16 protein-coding genes are annotated in these 17045 nt (G+C 56.9%); 12 read left to right on the top strand and 4 right to left on the bottom strand.

What is annotated here, in order from left to right:
* Positions 1–12: 12 nt before the first annotated feature.
* Together AC2FGC_RS01085 and AC2FGC_RS01080 are read left to right on the top strand one after the other, a co-directional pair.
* Entirely contained in the window at positions 13–1125 is a 1113-nt protein-coding gene (locus AC2FGC_RS01085) for a Ppx/GppA phosphatase family protein (RefSeq protein ID WP_108858582.1), read from the top strand.
* Positions 1125–1841, top strand: coding sequence for an RlmE family RNA methyltransferase (locus tag AC2FGC_RS01080; protein ID WP_058271698.1), 717 nt, complete (start codon positions 1125–1127; stop codon positions 1839–1841). The genes AC2FGC_RS01085 and AC2FGC_RS01080 overlap by 1 nt, the downstream gene beginning before the upstream one ends.
* Before the next feature lies 1 nt (position 1842).
* Here AC2FGC_RS01080 and AC2FGC_RS01075 read toward each other — a convergent pair whose 3' ends face one another.
* The 3 genes from AC2FGC_RS01075 to AC2FGC_RS01065 form a co-directional block, all read right to left on the bottom strand.
* Positions 1843–2031, bottom strand: coding sequence for a hypothetical protein (locus tag AC2FGC_RS01075; RefSeq protein ID WP_058277992.1), 189 nt, complete (start codon positions 2029–2031; stop codon positions 1843–1845).
* 97 nt (positions 2032–2128) lie between these two features.
* The gene (locus tag AC2FGC_RS01070) at positions 2129–4030 is read right to left on the bottom strand and encodes a multiheme c-type cytochrome (protein WP_496781305.1); all 1902 of its coding nucleotides are present in this window, start codon (positions 4028–4030) and stop codon (positions 2129–2131) included.
* Positions 4027–4893, bottom strand: a complete 867-nt coding sequence (locus AC2FGC_RS01065; RefSeq protein ID WP_496727107.1) for a YihY/virulence factor BrkB family protein — start codon at positions 4891–4893, stop codon at positions 4027–4029. The genes AC2FGC_RS01070 and AC2FGC_RS01065 overlap by 4 nt, the downstream gene beginning before the upstream one ends.
* 178 nt (positions 4894–5071) lie before the next feature.
* On the opposite strand from AC2FGC_RS01065, the gene AC2FGC_RS01060 reads away from it, so the two are divergent.
* The 8 genes from AC2FGC_RS01060 to AC2FGC_RS01025 all read left to right on the top strand — a co-directional run bounded on the left by AC2FGC_RS01060 (position 5072) and on the right by AC2FGC_RS01025 (position 13498).
* Positions 5072–6157: an AI-2E family transporter gene (locus AC2FGC_RS01060; protein ID WP_496781304.1), complete on the top strand. Its 1086-nt coding sequence runs from the start codon at positions 5072–5074 to the stop codon at positions 6155–6157.
* A gap of 3 nt (positions 6158–6160) precedes the next feature.
* The gene (locus AC2FGC_RS01055) at positions 6161–7273 is read left to right on the top strand and encodes an acetoin utilization protein AcuC (protein WP_496781303.1); all 1113 of its coding nucleotides are present in this window, start codon (positions 6161–6163) and stop codon (positions 7271–7273) included.
* A 107-nt stretch (positions 7274–7380) separates the two neighbouring features.
* On the top strand, positions 7381–8358 hold the full coding sequence (locus AC2FGC_RS01050) for an AAA family ATPase (protein ID WP_496781302.1): 978 nt from the start codon (positions 7381–7383) through the stop codon (positions 8356–8358).
* Between the two features lie 17 nt (positions 8359–8375).
* Positions 8376–9323 carry a DUF58 domain-containing protein gene (locus AC2FGC_RS01045; protein WP_496781301.1) on the top strand — a complete coding sequence of 316 codons (948 nt, stop codon included), beginning with the start codon at positions 8376–8378 and terminating at the stop codon, positions 9321–9323.
* Positions 9320–9793, top strand: coding sequence for a DUF4381 domain-containing protein (locus AC2FGC_RS01040; protein ID WP_496781300.1), 474 nt, complete (start codon positions 9320–9322; stop codon positions 9791–9793). The genes AC2FGC_RS01045 and AC2FGC_RS01040 overlap by 4 nt, the downstream gene beginning before the upstream one ends.
* The gene (locus AC2FGC_RS01035) at positions 9793–10776 is read left to right on the top strand and encodes a VWA domain-containing protein (RefSeq protein ID WP_496781299.1); all 984 of its coding nucleotides are present in this window, start codon (positions 9793–9795) and stop codon (positions 10774–10776) included. The genes AC2FGC_RS01040 and AC2FGC_RS01035 overlap by 1 nt, the downstream gene beginning before the upstream one ends.
* Positions 10773–12278, top strand: a complete 1506-nt coding sequence (locus AC2FGC_RS01030; protein WP_496727114.1) for a VWA domain-containing protein — start codon at positions 10773–10775, stop codon at positions 12276–12278. Before AC2FGC_RS01035 ends, AC2FGC_RS01030 begins: the two co-directional genes overlap by 4 nt.
* The gene (locus tag AC2FGC_RS01025) at positions 12275–13498 is read left to right on the top strand and encodes a hypothetical protein (protein ID WP_496780018.1); all 1224 of its coding nucleotides are present in this window, start codon (positions 12275–12277) and stop codon (positions 13496–13498) included. Before AC2FGC_RS01030 ends, AC2FGC_RS01025 begins: the two co-directional genes overlap by 4 nt.
* Positions 13499–13500: 2 nt before the next feature.
* Here the strand turns inward: AC2FGC_RS01025 and AC2FGC_RS01020 are convergent, their stop codons facing one another.
* Positions 13501–14181, bottom strand: a complete 681-nt coding sequence (locus AC2FGC_RS01020) for a Crp/Fnr family transcriptional regulator (RefSeq protein WP_058271709.1) — start codon at positions 14179–14181, stop codon at positions 13501–13503.
* 194 nt (positions 14182–14375) lie between these two features.
* On the opposite strand from AC2FGC_RS01020, the gene AC2FGC_RS01015 reads away from it, so the two are divergent.
* Both AC2FGC_RS01015 and AC2FGC_RS01010 read left to right on the top strand, forming a co-directional pair.
* Positions 14376–15986 (top strand): arylsulfatase, encoded by a 1611-nt coding sequence (locus AC2FGC_RS01015; protein ID WP_496781298.1) that lies wholly within the window; start codon positions 14376–14378, stop codon positions 15984–15986.
* Positions 15987–16059: 73 nt separating this feature from the next.
* Positions 16060–17034 carry an HAD family hydrolase gene (locus AC2FGC_RS01010; protein ID WP_496781297.1) on the top strand — a complete coding sequence of 325 codons (975 nt, stop codon included), beginning with the start codon at positions 16060–16062 and terminating at the stop codon, positions 17032–17034.
* Positions 17035–17045: the final 11 nt, after the last annotated feature.

Raw genomic sequence — 17045 nt, 5'->3', positions numbered from 1 at the left:
AGGGCGTTTAATATGGCGCCCAAGCGTCCCAAAGGTGCGGGCGCGTTCCCGAAGGCGGTCGAAAGCCCCGCGCCGGCAAGACCCGATCCAGATGCGTTATATGCGGCGCTGGATTTGGGAACCAATAGTTGCCGCATGTTGATAGCCCAGCCCAAGGGCAGCGGCTTCCATGTGGTCGACAGCTTTTCCAAATCCGTGCAATTGGGCGCGGGTTTGGAACGGACCGGACGGTTGTCTCGGTCCTCCATGGCGCGCACCATTCAGGCGCTGCGCATCTGTCAGCAAAAGCTGAAACGCAACAAGGTCAGGCGCATGCGTCTGGTCGCGACCGAGGCGTGTCGGCGTGCCAAAAACTCACGCGAATTTATCCGACAGGTCAAACGCGAAACCGGACTGACGCTCGAGATCATCCAGCCCGAGGAAGAGGCACGCTTGGCCGTGATCTCTTGTGCACCGCTGGTATCCACCAAGACCGAGCAATTGCTGGTCGTGGATATCGGCGGTGGGTCGACCGAACTGGTGTGGATCGACATCTCATCCGTACCGCGCCGGGACCGTCCCGCCGCAATCATGCGGCTGCACCATGGGTTTCACACGACTGATAGCCCCTTCCCTGCGGCAAAAGTCGTCGACTGGATCAGCGTACCCCTGGGTGTTGCAACCCTGCGCGACCAGTTCAACGACGTCGAAGATGACTCCGCTCGCTTTGCCCTGATGAGCTGGTTTTTCGAAGAAAACCTTGCCGATTTCGCACCTTACAAGGACGAGCAAGCCCGCCTCGGGTTCCAGATCGTCGGTACCAGTGGCACGGTTACAACCGTTGCGGCCTCTCACCTTGGGCTCAAGCGCTATGACCGGACCAAGGTCGATGGTTTGCGCATGACCAGCGATCAGATTGACAAAGTCATACGAGGGTATCTAGAACTCGGCCCTCAGGGTCGCCGACGTGATCCCCGGATTGGGGATGACCGGCAGGCGCTGATCATGTCCGGCTCGGCCATTTTGCAGGCGCTGTTAAGATGCTGGCCCACCGATCGCCTTTCAGTGGCAGACCGGGGGCTGCGCGAAGGCCTGCTTTATGCGCAGATGAGTGCGGACGGCGTACTGGAAGACGGACCGTTCTGATGGCGAAGACACCAAGTGGCAAAAACAACTCGGGGCGCGGGCAGCGTGACCTGAAGGTCAAGGTAAAGACTGCACGCGGGCGTAAGCTCAGCTCGACCCGTTGGCTCGAGCGGCAGCTGAACGACCCCTATGTGAAACGTGCGCAGGTCGAAGGGTACCGTGGGCGCGCAGCGTTTAAGATATTGGAGCTGGACGAAAAGTACCGGTTCCTCGTGCCGGGTGCACGTGTCGTCGACCTTGGCTGTGCGCCGGGTGGATGGTTGCAAGTCGCGGTCAAACGAGTGAATGCGCTGGGCGAACGTTCCGGCAAACGGATAGGCACAGTTCTGGGTGTCGACCTGCAAGAGGTCGAACCGGTCGCAGGTGCCGAGGCACATGTGCTGGACTTCATGGAAGACGATGCCGACGACAAGGTCAAAGAGTGGCTGGGCGGCAAGGCTGACGTGGTGATGTCGGACATGGCCGCGTCGTCATCTGGGCACAAGCAAACCGACCACATGCGCATCATGGCTCTGTGCGAAACGGCGGCCTATTTCGCCTTTGACGTACTGGAAGAAGGCGGCACGTTTGTTGCCAAGGTTCTGGCCGGTGGCGCCGAAGGCGATCTGCAAAAGCTGCTGAAGCAGAAATTCGACAAGGTTGCGAATGTGAAACCACCCGCGTCGCGTTCGGACAGTTCCGAGAAGTTCGTTGTCGCAACCGGGTTCCGGGGCTAGATCAGTCGTCCAGCGAAATCCGATCCTCTGTCAGCACCTGTTCGCGCAGTGAAGCGGCGGCAATACCTTGTATCAACAACGCTTCGCCGTGATTGATGTATTCCGGTGGTCGGGCCCGCAATTCCTCGATCCGTTGCGACAAAGCCAGTGGCTTTTTCAGCTTGGACGTGTGGACCGGTTTGAGAAACATGTGTCACCTATAAGCTGGGGCAATTCTTGCCTCAGCTTGATCGGTAACTATGAAATTTGCCGGGAAAATGACGGAAACCGGGCCAAGCCGTGCCGTTTCAGCGGCCCAGTTGTTGTTTCAACTGCAAAAGGTTCGGGTCCTCTGGGATGATCCCTAACCCCTGCTCCAGAACATCGCGTGCGGCCTGAGGCCCACGATTGATCTGCGCCAGTTGCACCAGCATTGGCCAGGCTTCGGCGCGTTGCGGGTCCAGCGCAACGACCTCTTGAAACGCCCGCTCGGCAGCTGGAGCATTGCGGAACGTCAGGGCCATACCGCCAAGCACGAGATGCGTTTCAGGAAAATCCAGACGGTTGGAAATCGCCGACTGCCACTCGGACATGCCCTGCCCCGACAATTGCTGTTGTTCCGCAGTCAGGGCCTGCGGCGGAATGTTCAGAAACTCTTTTGCCGCCGAAATGCGGACGTTTCGCAACGGGTCGGACAGCAGCGGCTCAAGCCGTTGGATTTGATCGGGCAAGCTGGCCTGACGCTGCAACGGCGCTGCGTTTGCGCGAACCAGAGCGTCCTCGTCCTCCAAAAGCCCAGCCGTTCTGGCCGCTATATCAACGGACCCAAAAGGTTGAAGCAGATAGGTGGCCGTGGCGCGCACGATACCGGGTTGATCACGGTCGGTCGCAATGTCCAGAAGTTCCTCCGGCCCATCCGCGCGACCCAACGCTTCCGCCTGAAAGGCCGTCCCGAAATGCGGCTTTCGATGCGCGCTGTCGGGGAACCAGCCTTCGATCTGCTGGGCGGCCCATGTCTGATCCTGATCCGAATGGCAATCGGTGCAGGCGTCCTGCCCAAGCCCCAAATCGGGACGAGGAACACGGAAACTGTGATCGCGCCTACCGTCGACACCCATATAGACACGCTCGATCATATGGCAGGACTTGCACTGCGCACCCTCGCTATTCGCTGGGTGATTGTGATGTTCCGGCACATCGTACTCTTTGGCAGCCAGAGTTGGAAACTTGGGATTCGCGGCAGGCGAGTGACACTGCATACACACCCCGTTTCCATCTGCCCTCAGACTTGCGCTATGCGGCTCGTGACAATCCATGCAACCTACGCCGCGGTCATACATCTTGGATTGCAGGAACGAGCCATAAACATAGACTTCATCCAAAATCTGACCGTCCGGGTGGTACAGCCCGGGACGCAGGACTGCCAGATTATACGCGTCATGATAAGGCGTTCCGGGCAGCGGATTGCCGTCTCCATGCGCCTCACGGCGGGAATGACAGCCGGCACATTGCTGGATCTCAGCCTCGGTCTGCCCTTTACCCCAATCCATCAGGAACCCGGTGTCGCCCAAACCCTGCGGCAGGCTTTGCCCCCCGACCCACTCGATATGCGCAGAACCCGGGCCATGGCAGCTTTCGCACCCGACCCCGATCTCGGCCTGTACCGAGTCGTATGTTCTGGTTTCAGCGTTGTATTGTTTCTCAAAACCAGTCGCGTGACATTCCGCACACCGCGCATTCCAGTTCTTGTAAGGTCCGGTCCAGTGCAACCCGTCATCGGGGGGTAAATCTTGATCCGGGTAAAGGTGAAACCACTGCTTGTTTTCGGTATCCCAAACAACATCGAAACTCTGCAACCGACCGGGTTCTGTTTCGAACAAGTATTGCTGCAACGGCTCAATGCCGACGACGGAATGTACGCCGTATTCGGTGCTCATCCCGTCTTTTTCCGTGACTTTTGCGCTCAGCGCGCCTTCGGTGTCGGTGAATTCGACTGACATCCCGTCATGGTCGAACCGCGTTCCGTCAAAATCGGCAATAACCGCGCCGTCTTTAACCTCAGTCCAGGCCAGCGCGTGGTGGGAATTGGACCATGCCGCCGCCTCGTCCTTGTGACATTCAGCACATTGATCCGACCCGACATAGGCCGGAGACTGGCCAAAGGCGGCCACAGGCACAAACAGCCCGACACACAACGTCAGAAATTTCACTGAGAACCCCGATCCTGATTGTCTTCCAGATCCATCAAAGCGCCGTTGTATTCGGCGCCAAGGATCAGAATGGCCGCGCACAGGTACAAAAAGATCAGCGCCGCCATGACGCCAGCCAATCCCGCATACGTGGCGCTGTAGCTGGCGAATTGCGCGATGTAGATCGAGAACCCCCACCCGCCGGCCGCCCACAAGGCCAACGTCAGAACAACGCCAGGCAGAATTTGCATCAGCTTGTGCCGCCGCGTCGGCAGGATCAGATGCGCCAACAGGACAGTGCCCGCCGGAACTGCAACCGTGAAGGTCCAGCGCAACCTGTCTACCGACAACCAGTCCGAAACGTTCACATCAGTCTTCTCGCTTACCAATTGGGTATAGGCGGGCAAAACAACTTCGACCGCGGCAATGGCCAGAATGGCAACGCCACCAACGATCACCAGCCCCAGGCACAGCAATCGGGTTTTCCAGAACGGCCAGACGTCCCTGTCATGATAAGCCTGGTTCATGGCCGCGCGAACCGCCAGGACACCGTTTGAGGCGAAGAAGATCGCCAAAAGACCACCCAGCGTTATGACGCCCGAGCCGGATTCCCGCAGGACGGCCCGCAATTCAGCCACGATCGGCCCCGCGACGTCTTTGGGCCACGCCCCGAACACAAGCTCGATCAGTTCATCGGTGACATAGCCCTGGGACAACGACCCCGCCAAAGCCACTGTGAACAACACAAATGGAAACAAGGCCATCATCAGAGACATGGCGACGTGGCTGCTCATCACGAACCCGTTTTTGTTGTTGAACCGCACTACGGCCAGCCACAGGGCTTGAACCGGTCTACCAACGAAAGGAATCACACGTGCGCTCATGCGCTCAGCCTAACCCGCCTCTGCTTTGCTCTGAAATGGCAAATCCCTTCAGAACGTAAATTATCTCGCCCAAATGTTTGGGCACATTGCAGAATCTCGCCCAGCGGTGCAGGATCATCTTCCAGAGCGACCACCAATCGTTGTAACGTGCCACGCGACATCACAGGCGGGCTAAGCGATGACTTTGGAACCTGATCAGAACACGGGCGGCCCGCGGCTAAGGCTGTCGGTTGTCCGCGATACGACAATTGTTGCCACGCTGATTGTGCTGGGACTTTATGCGGGCTCGGCTTTTTTGATCCCGCTGACCATGGCTTTGTTGATCAACGTTTTGATTATCGCTCTGAGCGACCGGGTTATCTCGATGGCGCGGGTGCCCGTCTGGCTGGCCAACATCGCCGCGGTCACAGTTGTTTTGGCTGGCTTGTTCGTGATCATGTACATCCTCGGCAGCCAGGCGACACAGTTCGCCCGATCCATCAGCACGTATGAAACCCAATTCGACGGCGCGGTGAACCGGGTCACGGGGCTGGTTGGCAATGACGTCACCACGTTCATTCGCGACAATCTGGTCAGTATCGACATGTCCTATGTCGCGCGCGTGTTGCTCAGCGGTGCAACATCGCTCCTGAACCAGTTTTTCCTGATCAGCCTGTACGTGGCCTTCCTGATGGCCGAGCGTCTGGCCTTTCGCAAAAAGATACAACTGGCTGCGGGCAATCCCGAAACCGGGGCCGAATTCACCACAATTCTGGATGCGATCACATTCAGCCTGCAGCGCTATGTCGGGGTGAAAACCTTCATCAGTCTGGTCACCGCGGGCATCAGTTACTCGGTCTTCAAGGCCCTTGGACTTGAATACGCCGAGACATGGGCCGTGCTGACATTTGCGCTGAACTTCATCCCGTCCATCGGGTCGATCATCGCCGTGATTTTCCCGGCCATGATTGCCCTGGTTCAATATGAAACGATCGGGCCTTTCCTGATCATCGTGCTTGGCTGCGGCACCATCCAATTTCTGATCGGCAATTTTGTTGACCCCGCCTTGTTAGGCCGGTCACTGAATATGTCTACGTTTCTGGTGATCCTCGCGCTGACGTTCTGGACCACCGTCTGGGGGCTGATCGGTGCGTTCCTGAGTGTACCGTTGACCGTCTGCATTCTGATCATCTTCAGCCATATCCCTGCGCTTAGGCCTGTGGCAATTCTGATGTCTCTTGATGGCCGCCTTGGTGATGACAACGTGCCTGCACGGACCCAATAACCTGTGCAAAACCCGATCTTCATAGGGTCCGAGATCTATCGCCATTCGACTTATGGCTCAAAACACCCGCTGGCTATACCGCGCGTCTCCACCGTCATGGACCTGTGCTGCGCGCTGGGCTGGATCAATTCGGAAAATTACAGGGTCAGCCCACGCGCAAAACCCGACGCGCTGCACCGCTTTCACACGCCGGACTACATAGAGGCGTTGCAGGCCGCGGAAAGAGCTCAAAGCGTCTCGGATGACGTACGCACGACCTATGCGCTGGGCACTCTGTCCAACCCGGTTTTCCCCGAGATGTACCGACGACCGGCTACAGCGGCCGGAGGATCGATGCTGGGCGCTGAACTGATCCGCGACGGCGGCATCGTGTTTAATCCTGCCGGCGGAACACACCACGGCTTGCCCGACCGTGCCAATGGCTTTTGCTATCTGAACGACCCGGTGCTGGCGATCCTGACACTGTTGCGAATGGGCCTGGACCGGATTGTCTACGTCGATATCGACGCCCATCACTGCGACGGGGTCGAGGCCGCCTTTCAGGGTTCGGACACGGTTCGGATGATCTCCATTCATGAAGCCCGCCGTTGGCCGTTCACCGGCAGGCTTGATGATGACGCGGGTGGCGCGGCGTTTAACCTTCCGGTGTCCAGAAACCTCAACGATGATGAATTTGACGTCATTCTCGACCAACTGATCCTACCTGCCACCGAGGCCTTCAAACCGCAGGCACTTATCCTACAATGCGGTGCCGATGCGGTTGCCGAGGACCCGCTGTCGCGCCTGGCGCTGTCCAACAACTCTCACTGGAAGACCGTTGCCACGCTGAAGGGCGTTGCACCCCGGGTTCTGGTTCTGGGCGGCGGTGGGTATAACCCATGGTCGGTTGGCCGCTTGTGGACCGGTGTTTGGGCCACATTGAATGACTTTGATATCCCCAATGCGCTGGGCGTGGACGCACAGGCCATCCTTAAAGCCCTGAACTGGGGCCGGGCGGCCGGTCGAAACCCTCCGATCCATTGGCTTCAAACCCTGCGTGACACACCAAACAACGGTCCTATCCGGCCAGAACTGAAAGAGGACTTGCACCGGCTGACCGCACGGATTTCACAGTAGATCAGCGACACAAAGGCTGCTAACATTCCGCTGTTACAGGACATTTTCTAATCACCGCACAAAGCAAAAATTCAGTTTCAATAACTGACGCCGATTGGACCCGCCAAATGAATGCACTTAATCAGATAAATGATCTTAAAGCCCGCATGGGGCAATCGATCATCGGGCAAACCGAGGTGATTGACCGATTGCTGATCGGGATGTTGGCCAACGGAAACTTGCTGATCGAAGGGCTTCCCGGTCTGGCCAAGACCCGCGCGGTCAAGGCAATGGCCCGCAATCTGGACGCACGTTTCAGCCGGATTCAGTTTACTCCAGATCTGCTGCCATCGGACGTTACGGGGACCGAGGTGTTTCAGCAGACCGATGACGGTGGCACATTCCGTTTCGAGCCGGGCCCCATCTTCGCCAATATCGTTCTCGCGGACGAGATCAACCGCGCCCCCGCCAAAGTTCAGGCTGCGTTGCTCGAAGCGATGGAGGAACGGCAGGTAACCGTCTCGGGAACCACGCATAAAATGGAACCGCTGTTTATTGTGATGGCGACCCAGAACCCGATTGAACAGGAAGGCACCTATCCCTTGCCCGAAGCGCAGATGGACCGGTTCCTGATGCACGTTCAGATCACTTACCCTCCGGTCGAGGATGAGGTTGAGGTGATCCGCTTGGTTCGCGGGGAAGAGATTTCTGCGGGCAAGGGCGCATCCAAAGATACATCACCAGCAATCCCTCAGGACGCTGTTTTTGCTGCACGGGCCGAAATCGGCCAGATCCACGTATCCGACGCAATGGACCGCTACATGGCCGATCTGGTGCAGGCCACGCGAACGCCCGGCGCGTTGAGCGATGAGCTGGCTAGCTGGATCGACATAGGAGCAAGCCCACGCGCCTCGCTGGCTTTGGACAAATGCGGTCGCGCGCATGCCTGGATGAACCAACGCGACTATGTCGACCCGGCCGATATTCGCGCCATCGCACATGATGTATTCCGCCACCGCATCACCTTGAGCTTCGAGGCACAGGGAAGCGCCAAATCTGCGGATGATGTGATTTCGGAAATCCTGCAGCTTGTTGCGCTGCCCTGAAACCAAAGGAACGCCGCGTGTCCCAGACCGCCGCATATCCCGACGACCCACGCATACACGTTGATGCGGACCACCTTTTAAAGCTGGGTCCAAAGTCCCGCGCGATCAGCCTGCTGCCCCGCCAACCTGCCCGTTCGATCCTAAACGGCCGGCATGCCTCACGCTTGCGCGGGCGCGGTCTGAACTTTGAAGAACTGCGGAATTATCTGCCCGGGGACGACATCCGTACCATCGACTGGAAAGTGACCGCGCGCACCGGAGAACCCCATGTTAGGGTCTATACCGAGGAACGCGACCGCCCCGCCCTTTTGCTTGTGGACCAGCGCGTTTCGATGTTTTTCGGCACGCAAGTCTACATGAAATCGGTCATCGCAGCCGAAGCCGCGGCGATCGCTGCACACCGGGTGCTGGGGCAAGGCGACCGGGTCGGCGGGATCGTCTTTGGCGATTCCGATGTGGCAGAACACCGACCCCAACGCCGACCCGCTGCCCTGACGCGGTTCCTGTCATCGGTGGGCGCGCTGAATTCAAACCTACGTGCAACGCTGCGGGATGAACCAACCGTGGCGTTGAATGATGTACTGAAACAGGCCGCGCGGATCGCGCATACCAATACTTTGGTGTGCGTCTTTTCCGATTTCGATGGGCTGAATGAGGTGTCAGAGAAACTACTTAGCAGACTTTCTGCCTCGAATGATTTGATATTGTTCAATATTTCTGATCCCAGTTCGCGTGAACTTGCCCCGAACCTTCGGCTTACGGTGTCCGATGGCGACCGCCAGATTGAACTCGACAGCTCGGACCCCGATTTGTCGCACCGAATAAGAACAGCGCTGGAAGATCGCCTTGTCCAGCTGCAATCGTGGTCGCGCCGCTATGGATTTCCCATTGTACCGCTGACCACGGCGGAACCGACGCTCGACCAGTTGCTCAAGCTATTTGGTCATCCCGGAGGCCGAAGATGAGCGTCGATGTCGAAGGCAAATCACTGGTTGACCTGCTGGACATGCTGGAACCTGCCCCGGTGCCCGAGCCTATTTCCATGATGCCGCAGACCTGGGGATGGGGCGTTTTGGCCTTAATCCTTGCTGGCCTTATCATCCTTGGCGTTTACGCCTTTCTTCGCCACCGACAGTTGAATGCATACCGGCGTGAAGCGTTGGTCGAATTGGCCGCGTCAGACAATGACGCCGCAAAGATAGCCGAGATACTCCGCCGCACGGCTCTGGTCGCGTATCCACGTCGGAAAGTCGCTGCATTGCATGGAGAAGAATGGACCAACTTCCTAAACCAAACCTCTGATAATGTTACCTTTACTGATGGCGCTGGCCGCCAACTTGTGGAAGCACCATACAGAGATGCAAAAGCCGATCCTGATCTGGAAATCCTCGCGCGAAATTGGATTAGATCACACAAGCGGGAAAGGACAGCCTGATGTTCTCCTTTGCCGCGCCTTGGGTTTTCCTCCTACTCCCGTTGCCATTTTTAGTGTATCGGCTTGCCCCACCGTATCGCGAAAAAAGCAGCTCGATCCGCATCCCATTCTTTCGCCATGTCGCACAGGCCGCTGGAGTTGAACCCAAGTCAGGATCCGTCATTCCCCGCCGAGCACGGTTTCAGGCCGCCACAATCGCATTAATCTGGCTTCTTTTGGTAGCAGCCATGGCCCGCCCCGAAAAACTTGGTGAACCATTGGTTATCGAAAAGTCGGCGCGCGACGTGGTGCTTGCCTTGGACATTTCAGGATCAATGGACCAGCGGGACTTCACAACAACGGATGGCGCTCCAAAACAACGGCTGGCCGCGGTTAAGGATGTGCTGCGTCAATTTATTGCCGAACGCCAAGGCGACCGGATGGCTTTAATCATCTTTGGTACTCGGGCCTTTGTCCAAGCCCCTTTCACGGAAGATCTGAACAGTTTGAATGGGTTCCTGGATCAAACTCAAGTCGGTATGGCCGGGCCCAACACCGCACTGGGGGACGCAATCGGTCTGGGTATACGCACCTTTGACTCCAGCGAGGTCGACCAGCGCCTGATGATCATTCTGAGCGACGGCGCAGATACGTCCAGCCGCATGACGCCGGTAAACGCCGCAGCAATCGCGGCCCAGAAAGGCGTCGTCATCTACACGATTGGCGTTGGTGATCCAGATGCCTCGGGCGAGGACAGGGTTGATCTGGACGCCTTGAAGGACATCGCAGTCCGCACGGGCGGCGAATACTTCTTTGCAGACGACGAAGAGGCATTGGCCGACACTTATGCTCGCATTGACGAACTCAATCCCCGGGTCGTGGAAACGCAAAGCTACAGGCCACGCGAAAGTCTTGCCCATTACCCGCTTGCGTTGGCATTGCTGACAATGCTCATTTCCATGACCAGCCAGCACATCATCCAGCGGCGCAGAGGTGAAGCATGAGTGGTGTGTTGGAAGATTTCCATTTTTTAAGAGCTGCTTGGCTGCTGTTTCTCATCCCAATTTCGATCCTTTGGTGGATGATGCGACCGAAACCAAGATCACACGCACAATCCCTGTCCGGTATCGCGCCGCACCTTGCTGCGGCTCTGACACTTGGGGCTGAGGACAAGAAGCGCGTGTACCCGATAGACGTCGCGATGATCGCTGCAATCCTTGTCACCTTAGCCGCGGCCGGACCGACATGGTCACGGGCCCCGAACCCTTTGGTCGCGGACACGGCACCGCTGGTAATAGCACTGAAGGTCACGGCCAGCATGGAGGAACCGGACTTGCCGCCATCCCGTCTGGAACGGGCGAGGTTCAAGGTGACTGACCTGATCAACGCGCGCGTCGGCGCGCAGACCGCATTAATCGCGTATGCTGGAACCCCGCACCGCGTCGCGCCCCTGACCGAAGACGCCAACATCCTGCGCCCTCTTTTGGAGGGTCTCGCGCCTGAGGTCATGCCAAAACCGGGGGACGCCGCGGCTGATGCACTGGCCCTTGCCGAAACGATCCTGAACGACAGTGATACACCCGGCGCAGTCTTGTTCGTTCTGGACGACCTTGACCCGTCTCAACTTGCTGCCTTTGAAAACACGACCGTGCCCGTGTTTTTTTTGACCATGCTGCCGAACGGTCAAAACATCGCTCAATTAAACGATCTGAGGACTGCGACGGTTGTTCCGTTCTCTAACGACGAACGTGATATCAACCGCTTAGAGCGTCAAATTCAATCTGCCTATACCGCAGCGCTGGACGACGATGACCGATTGGACTGGCAGGACAGAGGGTGGATGTTAGCCTGGCCCGCCGCGCTATTGTCGTTGCTTTGGTTCCGGCGTGGTTGGGTGATCCGTTTGTTGTTGCTGACTGTGATTTTTGCAGCTCCATCAGGACCCGCAAAAGCCGATGGTTGGCGAGATTGGTTCCTGACCCCGGATCAACAGGGGCAAATTGCCATGAATCAGAAACGCTATGACGCAGCGTCAGAGCTGTTTGGAGACCCGTACCATAAGGGCTATGCACACCTGAAAGCAGGTCAGTACCCCGAAGCAGCAGCAGTCTTTGCCGAACTGGACACGCCCGAGGCTGCGTTTTCCGAGGGAATGGCGCGCATTCGAAACCGCGAGTATAGGCCAGCCATAGCAGCATTTGAAACGGCCTTAGAGCGTCGGCCAAATTGGCCCGAAGCGCAACACAACTTGGACGTTTCCAAAGCGATCCTCGACTTCGTTGAAACAACCCGAGAGCAGTCGGACACAGGCGAAGAAGCGGGCATCGGCGCTGACGACACAGTCTTTGACAATGAGGCCGGGCGCGGCGAGGACACAACCATTCAGGCCCCCGCCGAGGACGCGCAGGCGATGTCTGCCGATCAATGGATCAGCACGATTGACACGGACATGCAGGACTTTCTGCGTAATCGCTTCCTGTTGGAAAATCAGGAACAACAGCAATGAGATACCTCATATTCCTCATTCTTTTCCTTCCAACGCAGCTTTTGGCGCAAACTGGCATTCAGCCGCAAGTCACAGTCGAGGCACCCACGGATCCCGTCACTGTCGGACAACCAGCAATCGTACGGATCAAAGTCCTAGTCCCGACGTTCATGCCGTCTCCTCCGGTGTTTCCGTCGCTCGAACAAGAAAACCTGCTTGTGCGCCTGCCTGAGCGTGCTTCTGGCCCAATTAGTGAAACTGTGGATGGCGAGACCTGGTCCGGTGTCCAACGCAGTTATCGTCTGTATCCGCTTCAGGTTGGGACAGTCGAATTCGGCACGCAAGACGTAGTTGTGACCTTTGCAGATCCCGATACGAATGCGCCGACGAAGGCCACCATCGCCCTGCCCGACGTCGCGTTAAATGCCGTGGTGCCCGAGGGCGCACGCGATCTGGACCCGCTGATCCTAGCAACGGGATTCACGGTCGACCAGCAGATCGACGGATCAACCGATATGGAAAACGGGGGTGCCATCACCCGACGCCTGACCGCAAAAATTGCCGGCACGACGCCCCTTCTGGTGCCTGAATTGATCCCCGACATGAAGGACCCGCTGCTGAGCGCCTATCCGAAAGAGCCGCGTTTTACCGAAAGCGAAGACCGGGGCGTTCTGTCCGGGCAGCGCGTTGATGAGATCGTCTACCTTGCGCAGCAAGGTGGCCAGACCCAACTGCCGCCTGTCACGATCCAGTGGTACAATCTGGATACCAATCAGGTTGAGAACATTGATATCGGTGCAGTTGAACTAACGCTTGCGCCACCGGAGTGGCAACCGCCGGATGCAGATACGATTTTCAGGCTGCTCGCCTTGGCGGCCACGTTGACGCTGGTTATTTGGGGCTTGGTACGGTTCCTTGGTCCGCGTGTCAAAAAATGGAAAAAAGCGCGGCGGGACAGATATCAGAAATCTTCGGACTTTGCGCTAGATGCATTGAGGAAAGCCTTGCAAGCGCATGATATCTCAATGTCTTATTCCGCCTTGGAGTTGTGGAAACTGCGCAGCGATACCCCCGAAAAAGCAATTGGCCTGGAAGAGCAACTGGCTAGGATTGGGGCCGCAAGATACTCATCCCGCACCGGCTCAATACCTGAGGCTTGGGCTGCGGCATTGTCCGAACTCAAGGTTATGAAACGAGCGGAACACCGCGCTCGGAACCCGCTACCGCCGCTTAACCCGTAGGGTCAGCACTGGCAGGCGGCGATCAACTTGCGCCTATCCTTAAGCCGTACGCGGCCATACCCAAGTTCGATCAATCCCAGCTCTACCAAGTTGTGCAATTTACGGTGTAGCGTAGGCAACGACACTGCCACCATTTCGGCCAGTTCATCCTGTGACACGACGATCCACCCATCGGATTTTGAGGCCCCTTCATCCAAGTGCAAAAGGCGCAGAACCAACCGTTTTTCCGCCCCGGTCACTGCCAAATTTGCCATGATGCGCAGCGCAGTTTGCATATTCTCGTGCGATAAAGCATAGAAATCACGAACATATTCGGGGTTGTCACGAACAAGTCGGTCCAGCCGCCGAGACGGAAAAAACAATGCTCGCGTTTTCTGTGTCGCAACAACACTTACCAGTCGGTTGGACTCGGCTAACAACGCAAGATCACCGATCCAGAACCCGCCACCCTGTCTGTGGACAACGAAGTCCTGTCCATCATCCGCTGGTGCAGTGATTTGAACGGAACCCTCTAGAACCGCAAAGACCCCGTTGGCGGGATCTCCGTAGTTATACAGCGCCTCACCCTCATCGAAAGATTTTGCGACCCCGCATGCAAGTAAATCCGATTGAAAGCTTGCGCCTCGCGCCCCAAACCACCCTGAGGCAAGCAGCATCTGTCGGTCACGTGGGTTTTCAAACATTAGTATTCATCAATCTCATCATATGATAGGTTTCCAAGCATTGTCATAGCCTAAGGTAAGGCTATTCGATTCTCGACGTAATGTGAATTTTTCCTACCGGGAATCAATACGTTGTTGGCGGAAAAGATAGTCACCGCCATCAATTACTTTTAGATCAACGGATCATTAAGATCCGGCCAATTCAGGAGTAGACCATGTCACCACCCTTATTGATTGCAGATAGTTGGCGCGGCACATTGCGCAAATTCGCCGTAGCTTCCGTCGCGGTTGCGCTGGCCCTGCCTGCCTGGGCCCAGGATCAAAAGCCCAATATTCTTGTGATCTGGGGCGACGACATCGGACAATCCAATATCTCGGCCTATACGATGGGCCTGATGGGATACCAAACGCCGAACATCGACCGCGTCGCGAAAGAAGGCATGATCTTTACCGACTATTATGGTGAACAATCCTGCACCGCCGGTCGTTCATCTTACATTATGGGCCAGTCTGTCTTCCGCACGGGCCTGTCGAAAGTTGGCCTTCCGGGTGCTGATCTGGGAATGCAGGTCGAAGACCCGACCATTCCGGGTTTGCTGAAGGACCACGGCTATGTGACCGGTCAGTTTGGTAAAAACCACCTTGGCGACAAAGATGAGCATTTACCGACAAACCACGGTTTTGATGAGTTTTTCGGAAATCTCTACCACCTGAATGCCGAAGAAGAACCGGAGAATGAAGACTATCCGGGCGATGCGGTTCTTGCCGATGGTCGCACCTTCCGTGAAGCCTATGGCCCGCGGGGCGTGATCAAATCCAAAGCGGACGGAACCATCGAAGACACCGGCCCGCTGACCAAGAAGCGTATGGAGACCGTTGACGACGAAACCGTCGCAGCCGCGATTGACTTCATCAAGCGGGCCAATGAACAAGGCCAGCCCTTCTATGTCTGGTGGAACGGCACGCGCATGCACTTCCGTACCCACGTCAAAGATGAAATGCGCCAACAGGCCAACGAGATCTTTGGTGGCGTTGCTGATGAATACACCGCTGGCATGATCGAACATGACATGCATGTCGGGCAACTGCTGGACCTGCTGGACGAGCTTGGCATCGCGGACAACACCATCGTGCACTATTCTACGGACAATGGTCCGCACATGAACACATGGCCGGATGCTGCTGCGACGCCGTTCTGGGGTGAAAAGAACACCAACTGGGAAGGCGGCTGGCGCGTTCCGTCAATGGTTCGCTGGCCTGGTCAGATCGAAGCGGGTTCGATCACCAATGAGATCGTGCACCATATGGACTGGCTGCCGACATACCTGGCGGTTGCTGGCGATCCCGATATCAAGGAAAAGCTAAAAACTGGCTATAGCTCGTCTGGTATGGGTCGTGACTACAAGGTGCATCTGGATGGATATAACATCCTGCCCATGTTGACCGGTGAAACAACCGAAAGCCCACGTTCTGAGATTTTCTACTTCTCGGATGATGGTGACCTGACGGCGCTGCGCTATGACGACTGGAAGCTGATCTTCCTTGAGCAGAAAGCATGGGCAACGCTGCGGGCTTGGATTGAGCCATGGACCGAGCTGCGTATTCCGTTGATCGTGAACCTGCGTCGCGACCCGTATGAGCGTGCCTATCGCACCTCCAACACATACTATGACTGGTTGTTGGATCGGGCGTATTTCCTGGTTCCGGCACAGGAATACGTGGGCAACTTCCTGGCAACCTTCCAGGAATTCCCGCCGCGCCAGAAAGCGGCAAGCTTCAACCTGGATCAGGTCATGGACAAGCTGACGACACCGACAAACAATTAAGTCGTATCTAAAGTCCAATCGGGCCGCCCCTTCAAGGGCGGTCCTTTTCATCTTGAAATTGAACGAGAAATTCATGCGACATTTAGTTTTAAGCGCCCTGCTGTCCTGTGCCCCTCTTTCTCTGCTTGCTGACCCTCTGCCCAGTTGGACCGAGACCGAAAGCAAAGACAGGATCATCGAGTTTGTCGCCGCCGTGACCGACCCACAGCGCCCGGAATACGTGACGCCGGCTGAAAGGATCGCCGTTTTCGACAATGACGGCACGCTCTGGGCCGAACAGCCTGTGTATTTTCAAATGATCTTTGCGATGGACCGGCTAGCTCAGATGGCTGAGGATGACCCTTCGATCCTGACTACGCCCGTTTTGCAGGCCGCAGCGACGGGTGATCTGAAGACGGTCGCGGAAGGTGGTCATGATGCTTTGATCGAGGTGTTGAATGCCTCTCATTCCGGCGTCACGGTCGACGAGTTCCAAAGCGCCGTCGCCGACTGGCTGGAAACCGCCCGGCACCCGGAAACAGACCTGCCTTTTGACCAGATGACCTATCAGCCTATGGTAGAGTTGCTGCGGTATCTGCGAGACGAAGGGTTCAAGACCTACATCGTCTCCGGCGGTGGAGTGCACTTTATGCGCGTCTTCGCCGAAGACGCTTATGGCATTCCGCCCGAACAGATTCTGGGCACATACATGGACACCACTTATGACAGCGCGGAAGGCGAACCGGTTATCACCAAAGCCGATGGCATCGCTTTTGTGGACGACAAGGAAGGCAAGCCGATCAATATCGAGAGGACGATCGGCAGACGCCCGATTCTGGCTGGGGGAAATTCGGATGGCGATTTTGCCATGTTGGAATGGACCACGGCAGGCGATGGGCCACGGTTGGGTGTTTTGATTCACCATACCGATGCAGAACGTGAATGGGCCTATGACCGGGAAAGCCCAATCGGCAAACTGGTCGACGGATTGGACAAAGGGCCAGACATGGGTTGGGTGATTGTAGATATGGCGCAAGACTGGTCGCGCATCTACACTGGGGCGAACTGAACCACCACGGA

This window comes from Ruegeria sp. CDSC054, assembly GCF_059610645.1.
Note: the sequence above shows the minus strand (reverse complement) of the source record. Positions and strands in the feature narration are given on the sequence as shown.